The 24,086-nt window shown below is 69.8% G+C and carries 19 protein-coding genes and 2 pseudogenes; 9 read left to right on the top strand and 12 right to left on the bottom strand.

The features are described 5' to 3' along the window. Both ABTZ94_RS23370 and ABTZ94_RS23365 read left to right on the top strand, forming a co-directional pair. Positions 1-837: pseudogene (locus tag ABTZ94_RS23370) on the top strand (hypothetical protein); the annotation flags it as partial. A gap of 288 nt (positions 838-1,125) precedes the next feature. Beyond that, positions 1,126-1,818, top strand: coding sequence for a DUF4097 family beta strand repeat-containing protein (locus tag ABTZ94_RS23365; protein WP_351203010.1), 693 nt, complete (start codon positions 1,126-1,128; stop codon positions 1,816-1,818). Here ABTZ94_RS23365 and ABTZ94_RS23360 read toward each other — a convergent pair. After that, on the bottom strand, positions 1,805-3,037 hold the full coding sequence (locus ABTZ94_RS23360; protein ID WP_351203008.1) for an MFS transporter: 1,233 nt from the start codon (positions 3,035-3,037) through the stop codon (positions 1,805-1,807). The two genes, ABTZ94_RS23365 and ABTZ94_RS23360, sit on opposite strands and share 14 nt — an antisense overlap. A 557-nt stretch (positions 3,038-3,594) precedes the next feature. Between ABTZ94_RS23360 and uppS the strand changes: the two genes are divergently transcribed. The 3 genes from uppS to ABTZ94_RS23345 all read left to right on the top strand — a co-directional run bounded on the left by uppS (position 3,595) and on the right by ABTZ94_RS23345 (position 6,441). Continuing rightward, positions 3,595-4,398, top strand: coding sequence for a polyprenyl diphosphate synthase (uppS, locus tag ABTZ94_RS23355; protein ID WP_351203006.1), 804 nt, complete (start codon positions 3,595-3,597; stop codon positions 4,396-4,398). 98 nt (positions 4,399-4,496) lie between these two features. Continuing rightward, a complete protein-coding gene (locus ABTZ94_RS23350) occupies positions 4,497-5,906 on the top strand; it encodes an oxygenase MpaB family protein (RefSeq protein WP_351203017.1) in 1,410 nt (469 codons plus the stop codon). Positions 5,907-6,102: 196 nt separating this feature from the next. Continuing rightward, positions 6,103-6,441, top strand: a complete 339-nt coding sequence (locus ABTZ94_RS23345) for a helix-turn-helix domain-containing protein (RefSeq protein WP_351203016.1) — start codon at positions 6,103-6,105, stop codon at positions 6,439-6,441. Here ABTZ94_RS23345 and ABTZ94_RS23340 read toward each other — a convergent pair. Then, positions 6,404-6,733, bottom strand: a pseudogene (locus tag ABTZ94_RS23340) (sensor histidine kinase); the annotation flags it as partial. The gene ABTZ94_RS23345 and the pseudogene ABTZ94_RS23340 overlap by 38 nt on opposite strands. Before the next feature lie 219 nt (positions 6,734-6,952). Here ABTZ94_RS23340 and ABTZ94_RS23335 point away from each other — a divergent pair. Together ABTZ94_RS23335 and ABTZ94_RS23330 are read left to right on the top strand one after the other, a co-directional pair. After that, positions 6,953-7,336: a DUF6223 family protein gene (locus tag ABTZ94_RS23335; RefSeq protein ID WP_351203004.1), complete on the top strand. Its 384-nt coding sequence runs from the start codon at positions 6,953-6,955 to the stop codon at positions 7,334-7,336. Positions 7,337-7,757: 421 nt separating this feature from the next. Next, on the top strand, positions 7,758-8,183 hold the full coding sequence (locus ABTZ94_RS23330) for a nuclear transport factor 2 family protein (RefSeq protein ID WP_351203002.1): 426 nt from the start codon (positions 7,758-7,760) through the stop codon (positions 8,181-8,183). Positions 8,184-8,271: 88 nt separating this feature from the next. Here ABTZ94_RS23330 and ABTZ94_RS23325 read toward each other — a convergent pair whose 3' ends face one another. From ABTZ94_RS23325 to ABTZ94_RS23285, 9 genes are all read right to left on the bottom strand, one after another. After that, positions 8,272-9,411: a zinc-binding dehydrogenase gene (locus tag ABTZ94_RS23325; protein ID WP_351203000.1), complete on the bottom strand. Its 1,140-nt coding sequence runs from the start codon at positions 9,409-9,411 to the stop codon at positions 8,272-8,274. Next, positions 9,408-9,710, bottom strand: coding sequence for a putative quinol monooxygenase (locus ABTZ94_RS23320; protein WP_351202998.1), 303 nt, complete (start codon positions 9,708-9,710; stop codon positions 9,408-9,410). The genes ABTZ94_RS23325 and ABTZ94_RS23320 overlap by 4 nt, the downstream gene beginning before the upstream one ends. 6 nt (positions 9,711-9,716) lie before the next feature. Continuing rightward, positions 9,717-10,376: a glycerol-3-phosphate responsive antiterminator gene (locus tag ABTZ94_RS23315; protein WP_351202996.1), complete on the bottom strand. Its 660-nt coding sequence runs from the start codon at positions 10,374-10,376 to the stop codon at positions 9,717-9,719. Positions 10,377-10,419: 43 nt separating this feature from the next. Next, on the bottom strand, positions 10,420-11,973 hold the full coding sequence (locus ABTZ94_RS23310) for an FAD-binding oxidoreductase (protein ID WP_351202994.1): 1,554 nt from the start codon (positions 11,971-11,973) through the stop codon (positions 10,420-10,422). Beyond that, positions 11,970-13,643, bottom strand: a complete 1,674-nt coding sequence (locus ABTZ94_RS23305) for a glycerol-3-phosphate dehydrogenase/oxidase (protein WP_351202992.1) — start codon at positions 13,641-13,643, stop codon at positions 11,970-11,972. The genes ABTZ94_RS23310 and ABTZ94_RS23305 overlap by 4 nt, the downstream gene beginning before the upstream one ends. A 75-nt stretch (positions 13,644-13,718) precedes the next feature. Then, positions 13,719-15,290, bottom strand: coding sequence for an FGGY family carbohydrate kinase (locus ABTZ94_RS23300; RefSeq protein WP_351202990.1), 1,572 nt, complete (start codon positions 15,288-15,290; stop codon positions 13,719-13,721). 90 nt (positions 15,291-15,380) lie between these two features. Continuing rightward, entirely contained in the window at positions 15,381-16,835 is a 1,455-nt protein-coding gene (locus tag ABTZ94_RS23295) for an MFS transporter (protein WP_351202988.1), read from the bottom strand. Between the two features lie 332 nt (positions 16,836-17,167). Continuing rightward, positions 17,168-18,718, bottom strand: a complete 1,551-nt coding sequence (locus tag ABTZ94_RS23290) for a peptidoglycan-binding protein (protein ID WP_351202986.1) — start codon at positions 18,716-18,718, stop codon at positions 17,168-17,170. A 514-nt stretch (positions 18,719-19,232) separates the two neighbouring features. Beyond that, positions 19,233-21,638, bottom strand: coding sequence for a DUF8508 domain-containing protein (locus ABTZ94_RS23285; RefSeq protein ID WP_351202984.1), 2,406 nt, complete (start codon positions 21,636-21,638; stop codon positions 19,233-19,235). 238 nt (positions 21,639-21,876) lie between these two features. On the opposite strand from ABTZ94_RS23285, the gene ABTZ94_RS23280 reads away from it, so the two are divergent. After that, on the top strand, positions 21,877-22,686 hold the full coding sequence (locus ABTZ94_RS23280) for an ArsR/SmtB family transcription factor (protein ID WP_351203014.1): 810 nt from the start codon (positions 21,877-21,879) through the stop codon (positions 22,684-22,686). Between the two features lie 293 nt (positions 22,687-22,979). Here ABTZ94_RS23280 and ABTZ94_RS23275 read toward each other — a convergent pair whose 3' ends face one another. Then, on the bottom strand, positions 22,980-23,432 hold the full coding sequence (locus ABTZ94_RS23275) for a DUF5709 domain-containing protein (protein WP_351202982.1): 453 nt from the start codon (positions 23,430-23,432) through the stop codon (positions 22,980-22,982). A gap of 244 nt (positions 23,433-23,676) precedes the next feature. On the opposite strand from ABTZ94_RS23275, the gene ABTZ94_RS23270 reads away from it, so the two are divergent. Continuing rightward, positions 23,677-23,907, top strand: a complete 231-nt coding sequence (locus ABTZ94_RS23270; protein ID WP_351203012.1) for a DUF6296 family protein — start codon at positions 23,677-23,679, stop codon at positions 23,905-23,907. The last annotated feature ends 179 nt before the right edge of the window (positions 23,908-24,086 follow it).

Genomic DNA, 24,086 nt, shown 5'->3' with positions numbered 1-24,086 from the left:
CCCCGGTCCTCGGACCGGGGCCGGTGCGCCGTACGCCCGTGCTCAGTTGGAGAATCCCGCGAGCTGATGCTCGTAGTCGCGCCGGCCTACCTGTCCGACACCGACGCGGCCGACGTCCTCGCCCTGTTGTGCGAGGAGATCGACGAGCCTCTCGAACACGGCCAACGATCCGGTTCACGGCGAATGCCCGCTGGAAGATCACCGATGGCAGGCCGCACCTACCCCGCCGAGTGGTTCGCGCCGATCACCCGCCCCCGCCTGGGCACCGGCATGCCGGAGGACGAGTACGACACCACCACCACCGCCTTCTACCAGGGCGACACCCTGATCAAGAAGGTTGCCGGCCGGGCCGGATACGCCTGGGACGTCTCGCCCGAGAAGCTGCCGTACCGCTTCGTGCTCGACTCCACCAGGGACGGCGACGTGTGGAAGACCTCCACCCGCACGCACACCGAGTGGAACTTCGTCTCGGGCGCCATGGACGAGAACGGCCCGTACCAGGCCGATATGCCGATGCTCCAGCTGGACTACAAGGTCGACACCGACCTCGCCGGTGACGTCGAGGCCGGCCGGTGGACCGAGATCGGTATCGGCTCCGGTACGCAGGAGTGGCTGGACGGCGCCGTGAAGGCGAAGAAGGCGTCGCTTTCGGTCAGCTACGACGACGGCAGGACCTGGAGCGCCGTGGAGCTGCGCACGACCTCCGAGGGCAACTGGATCGCGCGGTTCAAGACCCCCGAGAAGGCCGGCGGCTTCGTCTCGATCAAGGCGCACTCCGAGGCCGGGGACGGGCTCGGCATCGATCAGGAGATCATCCGGGCCTTCGGCCTGAAGTGAACTGCTGAGGCCTGCTGTTGAGGCGGCCGTACACACCTGACCAGGGTGCGCGGCCGCCTCTTTCGGTGAGACCGATGTGGCTGCGTAACGTAAAATGACGGTCCATCACCACACGTGGAGCGGGCGGGTATTCCCCCGCCCGGGCCGGGGGTCTGCACCATGGTCGCCCCCGTAGGCGCCTGTACAGCCTGCGCTGAGCACCGACCCCGAGTGGGCCGGAGACCAGGCTGATTGGGATCCAGGGGGAGATTCATGCGTCACCGGCTCAGGGCATTCATGGCGACAACGATGGCGGGAAGCGCTCCGATCGGGCTCGGCGCATGCGGCCTGATCGACCGGCACACCTTCGAGGACGACGCCCACGTGCCGCAGAAGATCACCTCCGTCCGGCTGGATCTCGGTTCCGGCCGGGTGAATCTGCGGGGCGTGGCGAAGACCACCGAGGTGTCCCTGCACCGCTCGGTCCGCTACCGGGGGGACAAGCCCGAAGGCGCGTCGCACCGGGTCGAGAACGACGTCCTGGTGCTGAGCGGCTGCGGCAGCCAGTGCTCGGTGTCCTACACCGTCGAGATGCCCGAAAGCCTCCCGGTCAACGGTGGGACCTCGTCCGGATCCGTGGTCCTGGCCCGAGTGGGGCCGGTGAACGTGACCACGCACTCCGGACGGATCGAGCTGGACGGAGTGACCGGCCCGGCCGATGTGCACACCTCCAACGGCCGGATCGAGGGGCGTGGCCTGGCCGGTCCCATCCGGGCCAAGACCTCCAACGGCCGGATCGAGCTGACTCCGGTGAACCCGCAGGATGTCCGGGCCAGGACATCCAACGGGGCCATCGTCGTCACTGCGCCGACGGGCCGGTACACGGTCGCCGCCAGCACTCACCACGGTCACAAAGACATCGGCATCGCCAATGACCCGGCGGGCGACCACAAGATCGATCTGGCCACAACCAACGGTTCCATCACGGTCAAGAACGGCTGATCGCACCGCGAGCCACCGCAGCCGCACACAGCAGCGCGGGGACTGCCGAGATCGCGAAGCAGGCAGCCGGCGGCAGGCGGTCCACCAGCAGACCCACTGCCGCAGTGCCCGCCGAGGACCCGGCATTGACAGCGGTGTTGACCCATGCACCCGCCTGTGTGCGGCTGTCCGCGCCCACGGACTCGTCCGCGACGAGATACGCGGTGGTCAAGGCCGGCGCGACGAAGACCCCGGCGGCCGTGACCACCGCGACCAGCACGTACACGTTGGGCGACATCCCGGCCACGACCATCGCCATGCCGAGACCGGCGGCCGGCACAGGCAGACGTACCCGGTTCGATGCACGCCATGAGACGGCACCGTGGACGAGCCCCCCGACCGCGCTTCCGGCGGAGAGGGCAGCCAGCACCCATGCCACCGCCGCACCCCGATGGTGCTGCTCGGTGAACGCCACCACCAGCAGATCCAGGGCCCCCAGACACAGCCCCACGGCGGCTGCCACGATCGCGGCGTGCCGCAACCCGACGATGCCGAGCAGCCGCTGTCTGCGGGGCATGTCCTGCGGCACGGCGGCCTTCTTCGCCGACGATTTCACACCGACTCCGCGCACCGCGGGTGAGGACACGAGTGCCAGTGTGCCCACCAGGACGAGCGCGGCACTGATCGCGACACCTGCCGCGGGGACGGTAGACCGCATCACCAGGCCCACGAGCAACGGCCCGGTGACGAACAGCAGTTCCTCGGCGACGCCGTCCAGGCTGTATGCGCGCTGCAACAGCTCACGGTCGGGAACGAGACTGCTCCACAGGGTCCGCATGACGGGTCCCAGCGGCGGGGTGCAGGCGCCTGCCGTCACGGCAAGCATCCCCAGCAGGAGCGAGGAAGCCCCCGGCTGCCAGGTGACGTACGCCAGCGCGGCGAGCAGTGCGGCGTAGACACCGGCCATCGGTGGCAGGGCCCGGCACGGCCCGTAACGGTCGATCAGTGCGGCACGGGCGGGGGAGAGGAAGACGCTGGTCGTTCCGAACAGGGCCATGACGGTGCCCGCGACGGAGTACGAGCCGGTGGCATCCTTCACCGCCAGCATCAGGGAGAGGGAGACCATTCCGTACGAGAGCCGCCCCAACAGAGCGGCACCGAAGGTGCGCGAGGCGTGACGGGTGCGCAGGACGGTGACATACGAAGGGGCGCGCGAAGGCGCGGGTGAAGGCGAAAACATGAGGACGTTCCTCGTGAGGGCAGCGCGGCACAGGGCGCTGCGGGCATGCGGGGACACCGAAGTGCCGCACCTGGTGGGACGGGGTGCGGTCAGTACGGGGTCCTACACACGGGAGAGGAACATGCCGGCCAGCTTAGACCGACCCGCAGTAGGTGTCACTTGAGGCGGCGCAGCTGGGCCCAGTATGTGACGCGGTGTCGGACAGCGCGGCCGGTCGGTCTAAATCCGACTGGCGTACTACAGGTGAATAGGCAGAGATTGTGATGTGTCCGAGGCCGGGTACCGGCACTCTGCTGAGTGTCGATCTGAGTGGCGCTGCGGCGGAGGAACCCCCTGGGGCCGTCCGTGGAGCAGGCCGGCCCGCCGTCTGCGGGGGTGGAACTCGTCCGCAGACTCGACAGGCTTCCGGTGGATACGCAACGTGCGTAGCAGAGCCCGGACACAGCGGGGGGTTGTCCGGGCCCACTGCGGCGGTGCCTTGCGGCCAGGGGTGCTGCGCCCAGCGGGTCGGTGCGAGGCGGAGGGGGAAATGTATTGCGGCAGCCGGGGGAGCACGTATGACGATTGAGCGAGCCGACGCCACGTCTGCCTCGTCGTCGGCCCATACACATCCTCGTGGCCCAGCCGGTGAGGACCGGCACAGAGGTGTGCCGCGTCACGTCGCGTGCGTGATGGACGGGAACGGCCGGTGGGCGGCACGGCGGTCCTTGCCGCGTACGTCGGGTCACCGAGCAGCAGAAACAACGGTGATCGACGTCATCGAGGCGGCGCGGACGGCGGGAGTGGAGTGGTTGAGCCTGTACGCGTTCTCCACCGAGAACTGGCGACGCCCGAGCAGCGAGGTCGACTTCCTCATGCAACTGGTGCGCCGCGTGGTACGCAAACACGCCCCGCTGCTGCACGCGCGCGGCATCCGCTGCCGGTTCCTCGGAGTGGCAGACCCGAGGATCCCTGCACCGCTGGCCCGGGACTTCGACGACCTGATGACGCTGACCCGTACGAACCGAGGCATGACGCTGACCGTGGCGTTCGACCACGGCGGACGCAGGGACATCGTCGAGGCGGCACGGTCCCTCATCCGCAGCGGGGTGCCGGCCGATGCCGTCGACGAGCAGCACTTCGCCGCTCATCTGCCCTTTCCCGACACGCCCGATGCGGACCTCGTCATCCGAACATCCGGTGAACAGCGAATCTCCAACTTCATGCTCTGGCAGGTGGCCTACGCCGAGTGGACCTTCCCGCCGGTGCTCTGGCCCGACTTCCGTGCGCCGCACTTCTTGGAGTGCCTGCACGCCTACCGGCAACGCAATCGCCGCTTCGGCGGCGTGACGCCGCACGCGAACGGAGAACCTCACCCGTGACGGACACAGGCAGCACCCGCCCCAGGCGCACTCGTTCCGGAGCCACCGATCACAACGGTGACCCCGCACGGTCGACCCCCGAAGCACAGCCCGGATCCCTGTTCGGTCCTGACTCGCAGTTCCACCGGTTCTTCAACGATCCGCGCTGGGCACTGGCCGTGATCAGGGCCACGGTATTGGAGGCCGCCCACCCGCAGATCGGCGCGGCCTTGATCGACAACTCGACGTTCGTGGCGCACCCGTGGCGACGGCTGCGCAACACCCTCGTGAGCCTGCAGCGCATGTTCGGCGCCGACGATCACGAGCGGCAGAGGGAGGCGGCGCGGCTCAACCGCCTGCACGCGCGGCTGAGCGGTACCGACGCCCAAGACCGGCCCTACGACGCGATGGACCCCCAGGTCCGCTCCTGGGTGGTCGCGACGCTCTTCGAGAGCTCCGTCACCATGTGCCGACTGAGCGGGCAGCCGCTCGACCGGCCCACCATGGAACGGCTCTACGCCGAATACCAGGCATTCCTCGCGGCCTTGGGGGATGGGGTCGGCCATCTGCCGCCCACGTTGCAGGAGTTCTGGCAGTACTACGACCACATGGTCCAGGAGGAACTGGAGAACACGGAGGCGCTGCGCATCATCCTCTACAAGCTCTTCGACCATCTCCCGGCGCCGCCCCTGCTGGACGGCCTGCCCACCGTGTGGGCGGCGGGCCGCGCGCTCGCAGGCCCGGTCATCGGCTCGGTCACCGTGGCGTCCCTCCCCGAGCCTTTCCGCCGACGGGCGGGTCTGCCCGAAATTCCCGGCGCCCAGACGCTCATGCAAAGCGCTTACACGGCTGCCGGCCTGGCACGCTTCCTGCCCGATAACTGGCTCCAGACCGAGAGCCTCACCAGCTTGCTCTACCTGTCCTCGGACAGCGACGCCCCCCACGCCGCGACACTCACCGCGCTGCGCGGCCGGATGAAGCAGGTCGGCGCCCTGTTCCGGCTGGTCACGCCGTTTCCCGTGCAGCACGGTCCCGCCGAGGGAACCGGGTCGCAGCGGAGCGCCGACGAATTCTTCACCGCAGTGCTGGACCAGACCGGCGATGGTTACCTGGACTGGCCCGATCTCGCAGCCATGGCACGGGAGTTGTCCTCGCGCCTCGATCTGGACGAGCCGGAGGAGACCAAGCTCTACAACGCGTACGCCGAGTGGTGGAGGGAACTCCAGGCGGCCCTCGACATCGACGGCGACGGACGCATCAGCAGGGAGGAGTACGCCGCCGCTGTCCCCTCCCTCGCCGGGCCCGCGCTGATCAGGGTCGCTGAAGTGCTCTTCGACGTCACCGACGCGGACGGCAACCAGTTCATCGACGCGGACGAGTACCGGGCCCTGTTCCGGACCGGGTTCCGGCGCACGATGGCCGACGCCGAGGCAAGGTACTCCCGAAGTGCGTTCGTGAAGGACTTCCTCTCCTTCATGTCGGGGCGCCGGCGCTCGACCGCCTACGACCCGCTGCTCGCCGACGCGTAGCAGTTCGTGATCCCGGGGCGAGTGTCGGCAGACGGTGGCACCCTCAAGTGATCAACGCACCGCCGACGGATGATCACGTGATCGTGGAGGCACAGGTGCGTGACTACGGGGTTTCGCCAGCTCAGCAGGATGAGATTTGGAGACGCTGGCGCGAGGGCAGTCGTTCAGCTTGATCGGGCGGGCGCTCGGGGCGCCGATGCACCACGTTCGCCGGTTCCTGTACCAGAGCGGCGGCGTCCGCCTCACTCTGCAACAGCGATCAGAGCGGCATCTGACCGGCGGCGAGCGCGAAGAGATATCCCGCGGCATCGCCGCCGGAGAACCTGCTCGGCAGTTGGCCAGGCGGTTGGGCAGATCGCCTTCGACCGTCTCCCGCGAGATCGCCCGCAACGGCGGCCGGGACCGCTACCGTGCCGCGTCCGCCTACGCGCGTGGGCACCGGTCCAAGCAGGCCAAGCTCGCCCAACGACCCGCTCTACGCACGCTGGTGGAGGCCGAAGAGCTGCCAGCATGGTCACGCTCGCCGCCACCGTGACGGTGCGGTGTCCCGCCCGTACAGCTGCGTACACGGCGAACAGATACGCAACGGCAGGCACGTCGAAACCGGCCGCCTGGTACCCCACCGCGCACAGTCCGGTGACGGCCAGGACGGGAGCCGGAGCCCGGCGGCGCGCGGCCAGCGCCAGGCCGCCGGCTGCCAGCAGCGTGTAGCCGAGCAGGTCGAGGTTCGTGGCGGAGTGTTGCCCGGACAGCCCGGTGACCAGCAGGATCGCCGCCACGCCGATGGCGATCGCCCAGTCTCTGACACCGATCAGTCCCCTGCCCATGCGCGCACCTCAGCCGGATGTCCACGCGGGCGACTCCTGCCCACGGATGATCGGCCGACTACCGCACACGCGGTACCTTCGCGGCTCCTGCAGCGTCCGGGGTAGCCCCGTGCGGCGTCGGTGGCAGCGCGAATTTCCTGCGTCCGCCGGACGACCGGCGATGGGCCCGACGGACATGATGCAGACGCCACTCAGTAGTAGGAGAAAAGGGAGCACTTCATGTCAGTCCAATTTGTGCCTGCCACACCGGCGGACGCCCACGCCTTGGTCCAGCCGGTCGCCGCCAGTGTTTACGCCATGAGCGCTGGGAGAATCGGGGCCATCGTGGCCGCGCTGGTGGCGCTGACCGGCGTGGTCGTCGGCGGGCTGGCTCTGGCCCGCCCCGCCGGTCGTATCGGCATCCGGTCCGGGCGACTCGGGGCCGACGTGGCGTTGATGGCGGGGCTGATCGGCATGGCCATCGGTGGGCTGGTCGTGGCCACCTCCGACGGTGGTGTCGGCACCGGCAACGGGCTGGGCGGGGCCATCGTGGCCCTGCTGTTGGGGCTGATCGGCACGGCCCTCGGCGGGCTGGCTCTGGCCCGCTCCCGCCGCACCGGCTGACCGCAGCCGTCCCGACGGCGCGGCAGGGCTGACGTGCTGTCTGTGGAAACCCCTGGACTACGGTGAGGGCTCGTCGCGCGTGGGCATGAAGGGGAACGGCATGGATCAGGGAGCGGTCCGAAGCCGAGACTCGGGCAGGCCCCCATGCGGGTGAACGACAGCTTTGTGCAGGGCGCACAGGTGCGTCTGCCGTTGCCGGCGCCCACGCTGCGCGGAGTATGGCTTCCACCGAGAAGGACAACAGCTGACGGTGGCGGGCTACGAGGCGGAACTCTCGTTCCTGAACACCTACCAAGGAACCTCCAACTTGCGCATTCACTGCGCACCGAGCACCGGCAGTGTGCACCGGAGGGCGGACGCTGCAGCCGCTGGAGTGGGCCACCGCCGCAGGCCGCTCGGAGAACTCGCGAAAGGACTGGCGATGACACTCGGCGCCGAGGACCGTATGGCCATCACGGAACTGATCTCTCTGCACGGGCATCTGATCGACGACGGTGAACTCGACCGTCTGGACGAGCTGTTCACTGCCGATGTCGTCTACGACGCCTCGGACCTGGGCCACGGAACGATGCACGGGCTGGAGGCCTTCCGGGACGCGGCCAGGGCGATGGGGGAACGCGGCCCCGTCAGTCATCACGTCACCAACGTCGTCCTCACCGAGGTCGGTGACGATCAGGTGCGCGCCCGGTCCAAGGGGATCGGAATCAAGGCGGACGGTACGAGCGGAAGTGTGACGTACGAGGACGTGATCGTGCGCGGTGAGAAGGGGTGGCGTATCAACCGTCGCAAGGTCGCCGTACGACGTACGCCTTCCGGTGCGAATGACGCGAACAAGCGGCCCGAATGACATGTCACATCGCCCGGGTGCCGCAGGCGGATACTGACGGCGCCCCTGCAACCGGCAGGAGCGCCGTCAACGGATTCCGGGCGCCGCGTCAGGCGTTCAGCATCCCTGACGTGTCGACGACCTGGCGGATCGCCCGGCCCGAAGCCAACTCCTCCAACGCCGTGTTGATGCCGGTCAGCGGCAGCGTGCCCGTGTGCATCTGCTCCACCGGCATCAGGCCCGCCCGCCACAGGTCCAGGAACCTCGGGATGTCGCGGCGCGGGACCGCGTCACCCATGTACGAGCCCAGCAGCGACTTGCCCTCGCCCGCGAACGCCAGGGCCGGGACCTCCAGCACCCGGTCGGGGGCGGGGAGACCCACCGAGACGACCTTGCCGCCCCGGTGCACGGCCGTCAGGCACTCGGCCATGACCTTGGGGCTGCCCACCGCCTCCACCGCCAACTCGGCCCCGCCGGAGGTGAGTTGGCGCACCGCCTCGATCGCGGCGCCGGGGGCGTACGCGTGCGTCGCGCCCAGCCGGATGGCCAGGTCGCGTTTCTCCTGGACCGGGTCGATTGCGATGATCGGGTACGCCCCCGCAGCACGGGCGCCCAGAACCGCGGAGAGGCCCACGCCGCCGAGGCCGTAGACCACCGTCGACTGGCCGGGACGCAGGGCCGCCGTGTTGATGACGGCACCGGCGCCCGTCAGGACCGCGCAGCCGAACATCGACGCCACGGTGAACGGGATGTCCTTGGGGATCGGGACCACTGACTCCTGGGCCAGCACAGCGTGTTCGGAGAACGCGGAGACGCCCAGCTGATGGTGGACCGGATTGCCGCAGGCGTCGGTCAGCAGCGACGGGCCGTGCAGCAGTGCGCCCGAGCCGTTCGCCGCCGCTGCCTGCGCGCACAGGGCCGGGCGGCCCGCCGCGCAGTCCCCGCAGAAACCGCAGCTGGGCACGAAGACCAGCGCTACATGGTCGCCGGGGGAGACACGGCTGACACCCGGTCCGGTGTCCTGGACGACACCTACCGCCTCGTGGCCGAGCGCCATCGGCAGCGGGCGGACCCGGTCGCCGTTGACCACCGAGAGGTCCGAGTGGCAGAGCGAGGCGGCCGCGATACGGACCAGCACTTCGCCCTCGCGCGGGGCGCCCAGCTCCAGCTCCTCCACCTCGACCGGACGGGTATCGGAATAGGGGCGGGCCGTCGATATCCCGCGCAGCACCACCGCGCGGGTCTTCATGCCCGAACCTCCGGACGCGGAGCGCAGCGCAGCACGTCGCGGCTCTCCAGCAGCGGGACGATCTTGCCGAGCACGATCTCCTGGAAATGTGACGTTTCACAGTGCGCGGTGAAGTCGGCCTCGGAGGCGTACTCCTCGTACAGCACGATCGCCCGCGGGTCCTCGATGCCCTGGTGGACCCGGTAGGCGAGATTGCCCGGCTCGTTGCGGGAGGCGGCGGTCATCGTGTCGAGCAGAGGAAGAACGGTGTTCTCCTCGCCGGACTTGGTGCGGTAGTGGGCTACGACCACATATGTCATGGGGGACTACTCCTGGGGTGCGGCGGGCCTCTTCAGGGCGGCGGGCGGGACCGGAGGCAGCTGGTCCCGGCGCAGGTGCCAGAGGCGGGGGTCGGACGTGGCGGCCGCGGCCGACCCGAGGGCCAGCGCGAGCGCCACGTCCGCGGCGGTTTCCACGAAGCCGGCCGCGACCGACGGGGACATCGCGCGCTGTGCCTGCGCGCTCATCCGGGCGACGATCGGGGCGGGCATGATCTCGACCAGGTCCGGCGCCCCGCGCGAGATGGCGTCCGTGGAGCGGCGCAGATTGGACCGGTCGGTGACGAACACCTTCATCATCGTCAGCAGGCCGAGCGGGCGGCCCTTCTCTATGAGGGAGAGCCGGGTGCTGACCACGCCGTGCGCGCCCATGTTCTTGATGAACTCCAGCGCGCCCCGGTCCTGAGCCAGACCGGGGCTGCTGTCCACGTTCACGAACACGGTCTTCCCCGCCCGGCCCAGCGCCGGCACGACCTGCGGCAGCTGCCCCACCGCGAGCGACGCGAGGATGCACACCTTCGCCGGTGCGGTCAGGAACTGCCGCAGCGGCTGGGTGCCGACGACCGACGCGACGACCGGCACCTCGGCGAAGGCCGAGGCGAGCCGGGGGTCGAGTGCGGCACTGGACCGGGACGGGGAAGGGGTCATGGCAAGGGCCTGCCTGGAGAAGGAGGGTTCGTGGCGACTGACATCAGTTCAGCGGGGACGTACCGAATCGGCTGGGAAGGCCCAGTTTGCCAGGGTTGAGAATGCCGGCCGGGTCCAGGGCCTTCTTCACCGCGACGAACGTCGCGAAGCCCGCCCCGAGGGATTCCTCCAGGTAGGGGCCGCGCAGCAGACCGCAGCCGTGGTGGTGGCTGAGCGCCGCCGCGTGCTTGATGAGTACGGCGTTGGCCGCATCCCACACCGAGCGGTACCAGTCGCGGCGCGACTCCGGCGCCACATCGCCGCGCAACGAGAAGTAGACGCAGGCCCCGTCGGTGTACGCGTGGGACTGATGGGCCGAGGCGGCCAGGGTGCCGGGCACCGACTGGATCGCGGCGACCACCTCGTCGTAGATGACCGGGAGGTCGGTCCAGGACGCGGCCATCTCCAGGGTGTCGGCGACGAAGCCGGGACCAGGCGTGAAGCCGTCGGCGGACTTGCCGACCAGCATCCGCTCATCCAGCCAGCGCTCGAAGACGGTCTTGCTGTCCAGCTCCGGGCCGTACGCCTCGCAGACCTCCCGCGCCACCTTGATCGAGGCGTCGACGATGGCCGGGTCACCTTCGTCGGCGATGAGCAGGAGGTTGGTCTCCGGATGGCCGAAGTGGGTGCCCGACTCCAGGGCGTCGTACAGCCGCAGCACGGCAGGAGTGGCACCGCGCTGCATGATCCTGCGGCAGGCGTCCAGGCCCTCGGCGAAGGTCTTGAAGCCGAACGCGACGGCATTGGCGTACTCCGGCAGTGGGTGGACCCGCAGCCGCGCCGAGACGATGACACCGAGGGTGCCCTCCGAGCCGACGAACAGCTGGCGCAGGTCCGGGCCGACCGCGGCGCGGGCGTAGTCGCCGTACGTGGCACGCGTACCGTCCGCGTGCACGACGTCGACGCCGACGACCATGTCCTCGATCTTGCCGTAACGGGTGGAGAGCTGACCGGCGCCGCGGCAGGCGATCCAGCCACCGACCGTGGACACGGCGAACGCGGACGGCCAGTGGCCGGTGGTGACGCCGTACTCCTCCTGGAGCTGCTTCTCGAAGAGGTCGCCGAACATGCCGGCCTGGACGTCCACGATGTTCGACTCGGCGTCGAAGCCGGTGATCTCGTTCAGTCCGCAGACGTCCAGGACGACGCCGCCGAACACGGGGAGCGCCGCGCCCGTGACGTTGGAGCGGCCCGCGGACGGGGTGACCGGGATGCCGGCCTCGTGGCAGATCCGCAACACGGCCGCGACCTGGTCGGCGTCGGCCGCCTCGACGATCACGGCGTTCGGCGTCGCCGGACGGCCCTCGGTCTCGCCGATCATCGAGCCGGCCCACCAGTCACGGGTCCGGGTGACGACCTCGTCGCGGGAGGTGTGCACCGCGTGCGCGGCCTCGCGCAGCGCCTCGACCACGGCCTCGGAGACCTCGACCGGGTCGGTCTGGAGGGCGGCCTCGCCGTCCCCGATCGGGGTGTTCTGCGCCCACTTGGCGAAGCTGGGGGCGCCGATCGTGTAGTTGCCCCGGTTGAACGGGTGGGTGATGGTCTGACGGCTGATCATGCTGCTGCCCCTTCGAGGAGTACGGACTTTTCGTGACGGACGGCTGCGAGGTATTCGGAGACCGAACGCTCCACCTCGGCCTGGGAGAGGTTCAGTTCCTGGCCGAGGATCGCGCCGACGGCCCCGGCGGCGTCGACGGAGGCGTCCCGGGCGAACAGGCGGGCGCGCATCCGGCGGGAGAGGACGTCGTCGACCGAGCGGGCCAGTTCGGCGCGGGCCGCGTACACGACCTCCGCCTTGGTGTACGGGAGTCCCGCGACGATCGGCTCGGCCAGCGCCGGGTCGCCTTGGATCAGGTCGCCGACGAAGCGAGCCTCGGTGCCGAAGCGTTCGCCCAGGTGCGCGGCGATGCCACCGGACGCGGCGACGGCCTCGGCGTCGTATCCGGCGCCGCCGAGCAGCGGGAGATCGGTGGTGCGGCTCTTCCCCTTGCGGCCGAGGACCGTCATCACCTTGTTGATGACGAGCTCGCCCATGTGCCGGCTGGTGGTGAGCTTGCCGCCGGTCACCGTCACCATGCCGGTACGGCCGACGGTGATGTGGTGGTCGCGGCGCATGTCGAGCGTCGCGCCCTCCTTGCCGCCGACCAGCGGACGCAGGCCGCCTATGGAGCCGACCACGTCGTCCGGGGTGAGCTTCCCCTCGAAGGCGGTGTTGGCGCCCTCCAGCAGGAAGTCCATCTCCTCACGGGTGCAGTGCACATCGTCGGGGGAACCCTGGTAGTCCTCGTCCGTGGTGCCGAGCACGACGCTGTTGCCCCAGCGGGTGCAGGTCGCCCGGCGGGCCCGGCCGGGGATCGGCACGGTGACGGTGCAGTTGATCCGCACCTTGTCCCACGGCACCACGATGTGGACGCCCTTGGCGGGCCGTACCTGCGGCTTGTGACCGTCGTCCGCCTTCGCGTCGAGCTCGTCGGTCCACACCCCTGTGGCGTTGACGACGGCCCGCGCGCGGATGTCGATGGTGTCGCCGTCCGCCGAGACCCGGGCGCCGGACACCTTGCCCATCTGCATCAGCAGGCCCTCGGCCTTCGCACCGTTGAGGACCGTCGCGCCGAGCGCGGCGGCGGTGCGGACGATCGTGAGGACGAGGCGGGCGTCATCGGTACGGGCGTCGAAGTACATCAGCCCGCCCTTGAGGTTCTCGGCGCGCAGCGTCGGCGCCTGGGCGAGGACCTCGGGAACGGTGAGCCGCTGGTGGAGCTTGCCGATCCGCCAGCCGCCGACCAGGTCGTACGTCCACAGCAGACCCTCGAAGCCCTTGGCGAGGCGGGCGTCGAAGATGCCTTCCTTCTCCAGGATCGGGAAGAGGAACGGCAGCCGGTGCACGAGGTGCGGGGCGTTCTTGCGGAAGCGGTGACGCTCCAGGAGCGAGTGGCGGACCAGGTTGACGTTGCCCTGCTCGATGTAGCGCAGGCCGCCGTGCACCATCTTCGAGGACTTCGACGACGTACCGGAGGCGAAGTCGTCCTTCTCGACGAGTGCCGCGCGCAGCCCGCGCGAGGCGGCGTCGAGCACGGCGTACGCCCCGGTGATGCCGCCGCCGATGACGAGCACGTCGTACGTGTCGTCGGCCAGTCGGCGCTTGAGGGCTGCCCGGTCGAGCAGCAGGGGCGTTCGGCGGGTCGCCGCGGCGCTGCGCCGCGGTTTCCGGGCGGGCATGGTGATCACAACATCAACTCCTGGTGTTTCGGTGCGGCGGCCGCGTGGTCGGGTACGGGCCGCCAGTGCGACGGTCGGGAGCCGTCAGTGGGGGGTGTGAGGTTCGGGGTCCTTCGGGGGGAGCAGCGCGGGGTCGTTCAGGTGGGCGATCAGCACGTCGCGCCAGGCGGACCGCTGCGCCGTGCGTTCGGCCGCGGTGATCGCGGGTTCGAAGCTCCGGCCGTGAGGCTGTGCTTCGACGACCTCTTCGAGCGAGGACCAGAGGCCCTGGGCGACACCGGCCAGATAGGCGGTGCCGCGCAGGCTGGCGGTCGCGGAGTCGGAGACCCGCTCCAGCGGCAGGCCGGTCAGGTCGGCCTGGATCTGCATGAGCGGGTCGCTGCCGGAGACGCCGCCGCCGACTCGGAGCCGGGTGAACGGCGTGCCCATGGTGTCGGCGACCCCGTCGATGAGGTCGCACACCGAGTGCGCGATCCCGTCCAGCACGGCGCGCGCGAGATCGGCGCGGGTGGTGGCGAGGGTGAGCCCGGTGAGGGATGCGGTGGCCTCCGGGTGCCAGACCGGCGTACGGACCCCGGCGAGTGCCGGGACGAAACGCGGGGTGCGGCCCGGCCGGGTGGGGACCCGGCCCGCCTCCTCACCGAGCTCCTTCGGCGACGCGAACAGGCCCAGGTCGTCGCAGAGCCAGCGCAGCGCCGAACCCGCCGTGGAGGTGTAGGCCTCCAGGCTGTAGTGGCTGATGTCGCCCTGCCGCCGGCCGGGCTGGGCGAGCACCCCGGAGATGTCCGGCCGGGGCAGGGCGGGCGTGGTGCCGGTCGCCGCGTCGACGAAGGCGCCGGTCCCGTACACGCACATGCCCTGCCCGGCGGCGAGGCCGCCGAGCGCGACGAGTGCGGCGTGCTGGTCGCCCATGGAGGCGGCCAGCGGGACGGCGATACCGAGGGCGGCCGGGTCGGTCGTACCGAATCCGGCGTCGTCGGAGCGGAGTTCCGGCAGGAGGTCGAGGGGGAAGCCGAGGTGGCTGATCCACTCCTCGTCCCAGGCGTGCCGCTCCAGCAGATAGCCGCCGGTGGACGCGGCATTGGTCGGGGTGGTGGCGTGTACGGTGCCGCCGGTGAGGCGCCAGATCAGCCAGGTGTCGACGGTGCCGAAGAGCAGCCGGCCCTCGCGGTGGGCGGCGGCCACCTCAGGGTGCGCGGCGATCTGCCGGGCGGCCCAGAGGAACGGGGCACGGGCGCCGACCGGCCGGCCCTGGCGGGCCAGCAGCGCGGCGTCCCACTCCGCCTCGTACGCGGTGAGCTCGGTCGCGTGACGCCGGTCCTGCCACACCACCGCGGGCAGCAACGGCCGCCCGGTGACCCGGTCCCACAGCATCGCCGTGGCGCGCTGGGTGGAGAGCGCCACCGCGGTGATCTTGATGCCCTCCTCGCGGGCCCGGCCGACGGCCCGGCGCGCCACCTCGACGGTGGCGGTCCAGATCTCCATCGGGTCCTGCTCGACCGAGAGGTCGTCCGGATGGCTGACCCTGATCGACCGGTAGAACACCTCGTGGGCGGCGCCCGAGTCGAGGACGACTCCGGCCCTGGTGCCCGTGGTGCCCTCGTCGATGGACAGCACACCGCGCCGTGGGGCGGCGCCGGGGAACGTCTGCGTCATTGCAGCCCTTTCATTGCGAGCATCGCGAGCTGTGCGGAGGGATACGGAGGGGAGGGGACCATCGTGTGATGCGGCAGGTCCGGTGGCCGGTCAGCGCGCGGTCAGGGACTCCGCGGATTCCGTCGAGCCGGCCCGTGCGCCGACGGCGGCACGGTCCCGTCCGGCGGCCTCGTCGGGCGAAGCGGCCTTGGTGGGGTCCCACTTGATCGCCAGACAGGTGATCAGGCCGAGCAGCGGTACGACGGAGAGCACCAGGAACGTGTCGGCGAGCCCGAGCGAGTCCTTGATCTGCGGGAAGACGTACAGCCCGACGACACTGCCGAAGCTGCCGACCATCCCGGTGACGCCGGTGCCGAGCGCACGGACATCACTGCTGTAAGAGAGTGCGGCGATGGACTTGCCGTTGGCGCCGGGGCCCGAGGAGTGGCAGAGGATGAACAGGACCGGCAGCAGGAACGCAACGGCCGTGGGTACCTTCTCGAAGGTCAGCCCCATCGAGACCAGGGCGACGAAGACTCCGGCGAATCCGGCGGCGGAGCTGAGCCGGAGTCCGAGCCGGCGGCCGAAGTACGCGGACAGGAGCCCGCCCGCGATACCGAAGGCGTTGAAGACCATCGAGCCGATGGTGGCCTTCTCGAAGCTCTCGCCGAAGATCGTCAGGCTGATCAGCGGGAGATACCAGCCGACCGCGAAGTACTGCATCGACTGCCCGAGCGAGATCACCGAGGAGAGGACCGTGCGCGGCAGGTACTCGCCCTTGAAGAGCAGTCCGGCCTGCCGGAATCCGATGGCGGGAGCCTCGGTGGCGGCACGGGTCGCCTCGTCGGGCTTACCGGCGACGGCCTTGATCCCGTAGATCCTGTCCAGGTTGACGACGGCCTCGTCCAGGCGTCCCTTGCCCGCCAGCCAGGTGGGGCTCTCCCGGAGTTTCAGCCACTGGCCCAGGAGCAGCGCGGCCGCGACGACCGCGGCCGAGCCGACCGACCAGCGCCAGATGTCCGAGCCGACGTCCAGGTTGAAGAAGAGCAGGGCGAGGGCGAGGTTGCTGGTGGTGGCGACGTACCAGACGGCCTGCCACAGGTTCAGCCGGCCGCTCAGCTTCGCGGGCGTGTACTCGGCGAGCAGCGCCATGGCGACCGCGAAGTCGATGCCGTACGCGACACCCACCAGCACCCGGCCGAGCCAGACGACGGTGAAGTCACCGGCGAAGGCGGCGAGCAGGGCGCCCGCGATGGCGAACACCTTGGCGATGAGCAGCGGGGGGACACGGCCGATCCGGGTGGCGAGCCAGCCGCCGACCGGGTTGAAGATGATCGCCAGGGCCGGAGCGGTGGCCGTGAGGATCGAGACCTGGGTGCTGGTCAGCTCCATCTGGGACGTCATCGGTCCCAGACCGGCGCTCAGCGCGGCATTCGAATAGGCGTCGAGGAACAGCCCGCCGAACACGAGAAACCAGATGACTTGCGCCCGGCCGGTGATCTTTCCCAGCCCATCGATGAGCGCAACGACGTCGGCGACGCCTTTGACGCTCGGACGTTGTGCCATGAATCCGCCTTCGAGGAAGACCCATCGGCGGCACGGGGAGCACAAAAAACAGGCATGACGAAACCACCGACAGGTGGTCTATGTCTGTGCCTGTCAAAACACTGCGGAAAGCGCCGCAGCACGTGAACTGCAAGAAGTAGGAACTACGCAGCGAGGTTAAGAACGAGTCAGGAGAAACGTCAAGGGTTTCCAGCAGGTTACTCAAACGTGACGCGGGTCTTGACGGTGCTGGGGGAGAGTGCCGGGGCGTGTGTCGAATGCAGCGTCGTCCGCCCGCGGGGCGGGGTGGCGCGCTGTCCGCACCACCCCGCCCCGCGCCCGTGAGACCTTCGTCAGTGCCCCGCCTGCAGCGCCGCCCAGGTGCCCGGCCCCACGATGCCGTCGGCCGTCAGGCTCCGGCTCGCCTGGTAGCTGTGCACCGCCGTCAGCGTCGCCGGGCCGAAGCTCCCGTCGATGCCGACCGTCGAGCCGAGCGCCGCGGTCAGTGCGCGCTGGAGCCGCTTCACTCCGTCGCCCGAGGCGCCCTGCTTGAGGGTTGTCGTCGGACCGGCGGACAGCAGCGCGGTCCAGGTCCTGCGTCCCACGACGCCGTCGGTCGTCAGGCGGTGGGTCGACTGATACGCCATCACCGCATTGTGTGTGGCCGGGCCGAAGCTGCCGTCCACCGCGCCCACCACGTAGCCCTGCTCGCTCAGCAGCTGCTGAACCGCCTTGACCTGGGCCCCCGTCGAGCCGCTCCGCTGGGTCGCGTACGCGGTGAAGCTCAGTCCGTCACTGGTGCCGCCGCCGGTGTCCCCGCCCACCAACTGCATGTAGCGCGTCCAGTCCCAGTACGGGCCCGGGTCCGTGTGGTCGTTGCCCGGTGCCTCGCTGTGCCCGATGATGTGCGCCCGGTCCTTCGGAATCCCGTACCGGTCGCACAGATGCTTGGTCAGGGCCGCCGAAGAGCGGTACATCGTGTCCGTGAACCAGGACGGGTCGTCGACGAATCCCTCGTGCTCGATGCCGAGCGCCGAGGCGTTCTGGCTCCGTGCGTGGTACGCGGTGTCGCGGTCACGCACCATCTGGGTGATCTGGCCGTCGGAGGAACGCACCACGTAGTGGGCGCTCACCTGTGCCGTCGGGTTCTGGAACCAGCTGATCGAGCCCGCGTACGAGCCCTGTGTGACATGGATGATCACCTTGTCGATCTTCGCCGACCGGCCCGCGGTGAAGTTTTTCGCATGGGCCGGAACCCACAGGGCCGACGGGTAGTCGGGGCTCTGGGCAAGTACGTCGGTGCTGTCGAGCGAGCCCTTCTGCGGTGAGACCGGACGGGCCGTCACCGAGATCTGCTCACCGCCGGGGACGGTGGCGTAGAGCCCGTGGGCCAGGAAGGTGTACACGGTGTCGGCGTAGAGGGCGGCGGCCTGCCCCGTCGAGCCGCTGTACCGGGCGACGGCCGGGTACCAGGCGTTGACGTCGTCGCGTTCCCGGTCGTCGAGGCCGATCTTGTCCGCGTAACTGCGCAGTACCGCCGCGCCGCCCAGGATGTTGGCCGCGGTGTCGGTGCGGAGGTCGGCGAGGGGTTCGCCGGTGAGGGCGGCCGCCCGCTCCAGTGTCGGGTTCGTGGGGTTGCTCACCAGGTGCATCACGCCGTACCCGTTCGCCTGGCTGGGGCGCCCGGAGTGGCCGTCGAGACGGGTCTCGCCGTACCCGACGGCGGCGAGCAGATCACGCGGTACGTCGAACTTCGAGGCCGCCCGCGCGAACGCCTGTTTCATGGAAGGGCCGTCGGCCGGAGCGGCGAAGGCCGGGCTGCCGGTCGCGGCCAGGGCCGTGACGGTGAGGGCTGCTAGGACGGATGCGCCGACCTTGCTGTGGGCGGCGGCTCGTCTGGGCATACCTGCTCCTGCTCTGTGGGGGAGAAGAACGGCCCCGGGCCCGAGTGGGATGGGCCGAGGGGCCGAAGCCCGCTCAGAGTATCGACGTGTTCAGGGCATGACAATCACTTCATCGTGTGTCGAACCCCCTTTCACTCCAACGCAGTTGAGGTGCAGGTCAGAGCCCTGCCCGTGACCTGTTCGGCGGTCACCGGGCAGGGTCGAGAGGCGAACGTCAGACACGCACCGGACCCCGCTCCCGTTCGGCGACGAGGGGCAGCGCCACATTGGTGATCATGTCCTCCTGGCCGCCGACGTACCCCGCCTCGCCCACCCTTCCGCGGGATCTCGTGCGCCGATACGCCGTACCACTCGCCGGCGTGCTCCGCATGGAGCAGGAAGCTGGAGTACACGTACCCCTGGGTGAACGCGGCCCGGTCGGCGTCCGCCGGGATGGCGCAGTGGGGACGGCCGGTGACCGGCCGTCCCCACGCGGCCCGCGGTGTCCGCGCGGGCTCGGAGGTCAACGCCCGTCCTAGCCCTTTGTGTTGACGCCCACCCGCACGATCTGCGGGTCGTGGTCGCTCGCCTGGTCCGCGAACTCCGCGTTGATGTGCACCACGTCGTAGTCGAAGCGGCGGACGCCGGGGCTGGTCAGGATGTGGTCCAGCGTCTGTGAGTTGCCCTCGTACACATAGCTGTACTGCTCACTCGCAGGCAGCGTGGTGATCAGTGGCTTGAGCACCTCGCCGCTGGTCAGCGCGTCCATCGTCGGGGAGAAGGCGAAGTCGTTGAGGTCGCCGAGCGTGATGATCCGGGCCGAATCGTCCGCGGCCAGCAGCGACTTGACGAAGGTGTTCACCTCCGCCGCCTGCTTAACCCGCTTGCTTTCCGAGCTGCGCCGCGGTTCCTGGTACCGGCCGTGCAGGGGCTGGTCGCCGCCCTTGGACGTGAAGTGGTTGCCGATGACGAAGACCGGCTTCCCATGGAAGCGGAACTCGCCGACGAGCGGCTTGCGGCTGTCGGCCCACGCATCGCTGGTCGGGGCGATCCGGGCGGGCGACGCCGAGAGCTTCACCCCCTTCTTCGTCTTCACCGCGGTCACGGCGGTGGTCGCGTCGCCGCCCGCGCGGTCCACGAAGTCGACCCTCTCGGGATTGAAGAGGAAGACGTTACGGATGTTGCCGCCGGGTTCGCCGCCGTCCTTGCCGTTCTCGGGGGTGACGTACCGCCATGCGTACCGCGGACCGCCCGCGGCGACGATCGCGTCGGTGAACCGCTTCAGCGTCGCCTCTGAGCCGACCGTGCCGTCGTTCACCGCACCGTTGTCGTCCTGGATCTCCTCCAGCGACACGATGTCCGGGGAGGAGAGGTTGGCCGCGACGCCCTCGGCGAGAGTGTCGAACTTGGCCTGCTCGTCGAGGGCGTCCAGGTTCTCCACGTTGTACGTGGCGACGGCGAGCTCGTTGCCCTTCTGCTTCCGGGTGATTTCGCGCCGGAGGTGGTTGTCGGTGAGCGTGCCGAGCTCGGTGGCCTGGAGGCTGTAGCCGCCGAAGGACGCGTAGTCCATGACGCCGGTGGTGGCGCCGGACAGCTCATCGCCCACGTCGGCGACGGGCACGGGCCGGGCCGGGGCGAGCGACATCACCTTGATACGGCCGGTGTTCTGGTCGTCGTACGAGGAGTACAGCGTGCCGCCCCGACGGGTCCGGTTCTCGTCCGGCTTGACGGTCACCCAGACCTCGTCGTACGCGGTCGTCGCCCCCGTCACCCGGGTGTCGGAGATCCGCACCCGGGCGCCTTCGAGCGACTCGTAGAGGTCGAGGGCGTACGCCGACGGGTCGAGGGCCAGCGGGTCGATCGAACCGCCGTCCGCCGAGGGGACGTACGCGTCCGGCACCGAGGCCGCGTCGAGCACGACCGGGGCCGGCAGCGCGTTGCCCGAGGACAGAACTGTCGTCTTCGGGGCGGTGATCTGGGTGATCGACTGGGTGGTCGACGATGGGTAGTACTCGTCCACCTTGCCGCTGACCAGCACCGAGTCGCCCACGGCGACGTCCGGCGCGGTGGAGCCGGTGTAGACGAACACCCCCTCACTGGTACGGGGGTCCGTGTCCGGCGCGGTGTCCTGGATCCAGAAGCCGCGCGAACCGGTGGTCCGTACGCCGGTGACGATGCCGGGGACACCGGTCACCGGCCGGCCCTTCAGCGGCGACACACGGGTGGTGCCCTGGATGTCGTGGATCCGGACGGTGCCTGGTTCGGTCGGGCCGCCGGGGTCCTCCGGACCGGAGCCGCCGGATGTCTCACCGGCCGAGTTGACCGGTGCCGGGTTGCCCGCGGTGAGGTCGTCGGCGTTGTCGTCGGTGTCGACGAGGGACGTACCGCGCGCCACCGAGGAGGTGTTCGACGCTCCCGCCGCCGGGCCGCTGCCCTCCCGTACGACCGCGGAGCCGTAGCCGACGAGGTCCACGATCCGCGTGTCGGCCGCGCAGTCGGCCGCCGTCTTGCAGGTCAGCGCAGTCGTGCCGGAGACGAGCGCGACGGTTCCGCTGCCGGCAGCCATCGCGACCGTGCCGGTGGCGTCCGGCGTCGGCAGGGCGACGGTGCCGCCGGTGCCCGCGGCCTCGGCGACGAGGTAGCGGCCGCCGGGGGCGACGGACCCGCTCAGTGCGGATACCTGCCACAGCGAACCGGCGGAGGGTGTGCCAGGCAGATACTGCACGCTGAAACCGGAGAGGTCGTACGCGGCGGAACCGGCATTGGCCAGCTCGATGAAGTCTCGGGTGAGCGCCGCACCCGAGTTGCCCCCGCCGCCGTACACCTCGGAGATCACGGCGGTCGAGGACGGAGCGGCGAAGGCGGCGGGCAGCGCCGTGGCCGAGAGTGTTACGGCGACGGCGCCGGCCAGCAGGACGGAACGGGGTCTGGATATGTGCACGGTGAGCTGCTCCCGAAGTGTGGTGAGGGCAAAAGCTATGCGCGTAGAACCGGCCGTGACAAGACATCAGAAGTTAATTCCAGAAATCGTTGCGGCGGCCCGGAAGCGATGGGCGTGACGAGCGGAGGTGTGATGGGGGCGTCTTCGGGCCGGTCCGGCTCGGCATGCAACCAAAAGGTTGCCTATGGTGGGAGGGGGCCGGGAATACGAACAGGCGATGGTGACCGTGATGGCGGCGATGGACCCGATATTCAAGGCGCTCGCCGATCCGAGCCGCAGGGAGCTGCTCGACCGGCTCAACGCGCGGGGCGGCCAGACCCTGCGCGAGCTGGGCGAGGGCCTGGGCATGAGCCGGCAGGCGGTGAGCAAGCACCTGGCGGTGCTGGAATCGGCGCTGCTGGTCACCGCCGTGCGCCACGGCCGGGAGAAGCTGCACTACCTCAACCCGTTGCCCATCCAGGAAGTCGCCGACCGCTGGATCGGCCGGTACGAACGCCACCGCCTGACCGCGCTGTCCCACCTCAAGCAGACCCTGGAAGGAACGGTCATGGACAAGCCCGAGTTCGTCTACGTCATCTACATCCAGACCACCGCCGAGAAGCTCTATCAGGCGCTGACCGACCCCGAATTCATCAAGATCTACATGGGTGGTTACGGCCCCGAGTCGACCTGGGAGGTCGGCGCGCCGGTCCGCTGGAAGATGGATCCGGACGGCGAGTTCGAGGAGGTCGGCCAGCGGGTCCTGGAGGCGGAGCCCGGCAAGCGGCTCTCGTACACCTGGCACACCCTGCAGCCCATGCACCGCCAGATGTTCGACTTCGCCTCGGACGAGGAGTGGGGCAAGGCCGTCCAGGAGCGGTCGAAGGTCACCTTCGACATCGAGCCGGCCGAGGAGCCCGAGATGGGCATCAAGCTGACGATCACCCATGACGGGTTCGACAGTCCGGACAGCAGGATGCTGGAGGGCGTCAGCGGCGGGTGGGTCGTGATCCTCTCGTCGCTCAAGACCCTTCTGGAGGGCGGGAAGTTCCTCGACGAACCGGCCTGACGACGGGGCGGTCCGGCGCCCGCTTCACAAGGGTGCCGTACGCCGGCCACGGCACCGCAATGCGCGGGCCACGCGACAGGCGCAGGTGCGAGCACCTGACTGTGCGTCGATCGATCGGCCGGCTCGGCGGCGGCCGCGTCATCGCACCATCGCCGGTACGGCGAAACGTACTACGGCCCCCCGCGCTCCGCCGGTCGGCTGTTCGGGGCCGTCGGCCATGGCAGCCGCCGCCTCGGCATCGGGTCGGCGGAGCTGCTTTTCCTGGTCTTGGCGCCAGGGGGCGAAGCGCCTCCTCACCCCAGGCTGTCCGGGACGACATGCATGGCCGCTTCCTCGGCCGATGCCGCCGCTCCGTCGATCCCGACGTCCTCGGCTGCAAGGGTGTCCGGCTCGTTGATGTCCAGCTGCCGGGTGAGACGGCCGGCGCGTACCGAACCGACCTCCGCGTCCCAGAGCTCGCCGTCACCGTCGGACAGATCTCCCAGGTCGTCGCCGTCGGCTTCGGTGACGTCGGGCAGTTCCCGTGCCAGGCGGCCTTCCAGTGGCTCGCCACTGTGCTGTTCGGCGGCCGTGGTGCCCCGGTCCTCCACCGCCCACGGCCGCTCGGGCGGGGAGTAGCCCTCGTCGAGGAGGTCGGTCAGCCCCCGGTTGTCCAGGGTGTCCTCGATGTCGAGCTGCTCGGCGGGGTCAGAGGCCTCCGGCTGTTGGGGCTGGTAGACATCGTCTCCCATGTCGGCATCCTTCATGGTGTGTCCCTTCCCGGTTTCGGGGATCCCGGTCGTGCATGCCGCACACGCGACTCGGGAGAAAGGGGGCATGTCTCCGGTAAGCGCCCGAGTGCCGTCGAACCGCCCGTATGGGTTCAGGATAAGTGGCCCGGGTATCAGCCCGCAGCCGTGGGCCGCTGCCCGGGCGCGGTGGGCTCATGCGGGGGACGATGGAGGGTGCAGGCGGACCATGCCCCGCCCCATCCGCATCGGGAGAACCGCCATGGATTACCCGGAGAGCTACCAGTTGGTATTTCAGGCGTCCGCCGTGGAGGACGACACGGTGATCGTCCGGCGTACGGCGCAGTCGGGGGCGGGTGGATACCCGATCTACGAGGACGAGACCGGAATCGTGCGCGCGGAGATCAGCGACCGAGGAGAGGTGCGCATGCTGGCCACCGGTGGACACCAGGTGCTCGGCACCCCGCTGGTGGTGCGGGAGCCGAGCACCTGAATGCGCCTGGTGCCTGTCCGGCGGATCATGGCCGGACGGGCCCGGATGATGCAGGAGAAGGGCGCGTGGCGCGCCCCGTCGGTCCTAGTAGGGCTTTGTTAGGTCCTGTGGTGTGGTTCTGGTTTGGGTGCGGGTTGGCCGCATATCGAGCAGGCGCCGGTCCAGGTGGCCAGGAGGGT

It is taken from the genome of Streptomyces sp. NPDC002785, assembly GCF_040295565.1.
Taxonomy (GTDB): Bacteria; Actinomycetota; Actinomycetes; order Streptomycetales; family Streptomycetaceae; genus Streptomyces.
The sequence above is the reverse complement of the archived record's forward strand: the minus strand, read 5'-3'. Positions and strand labels throughout refer to the sequence as shown.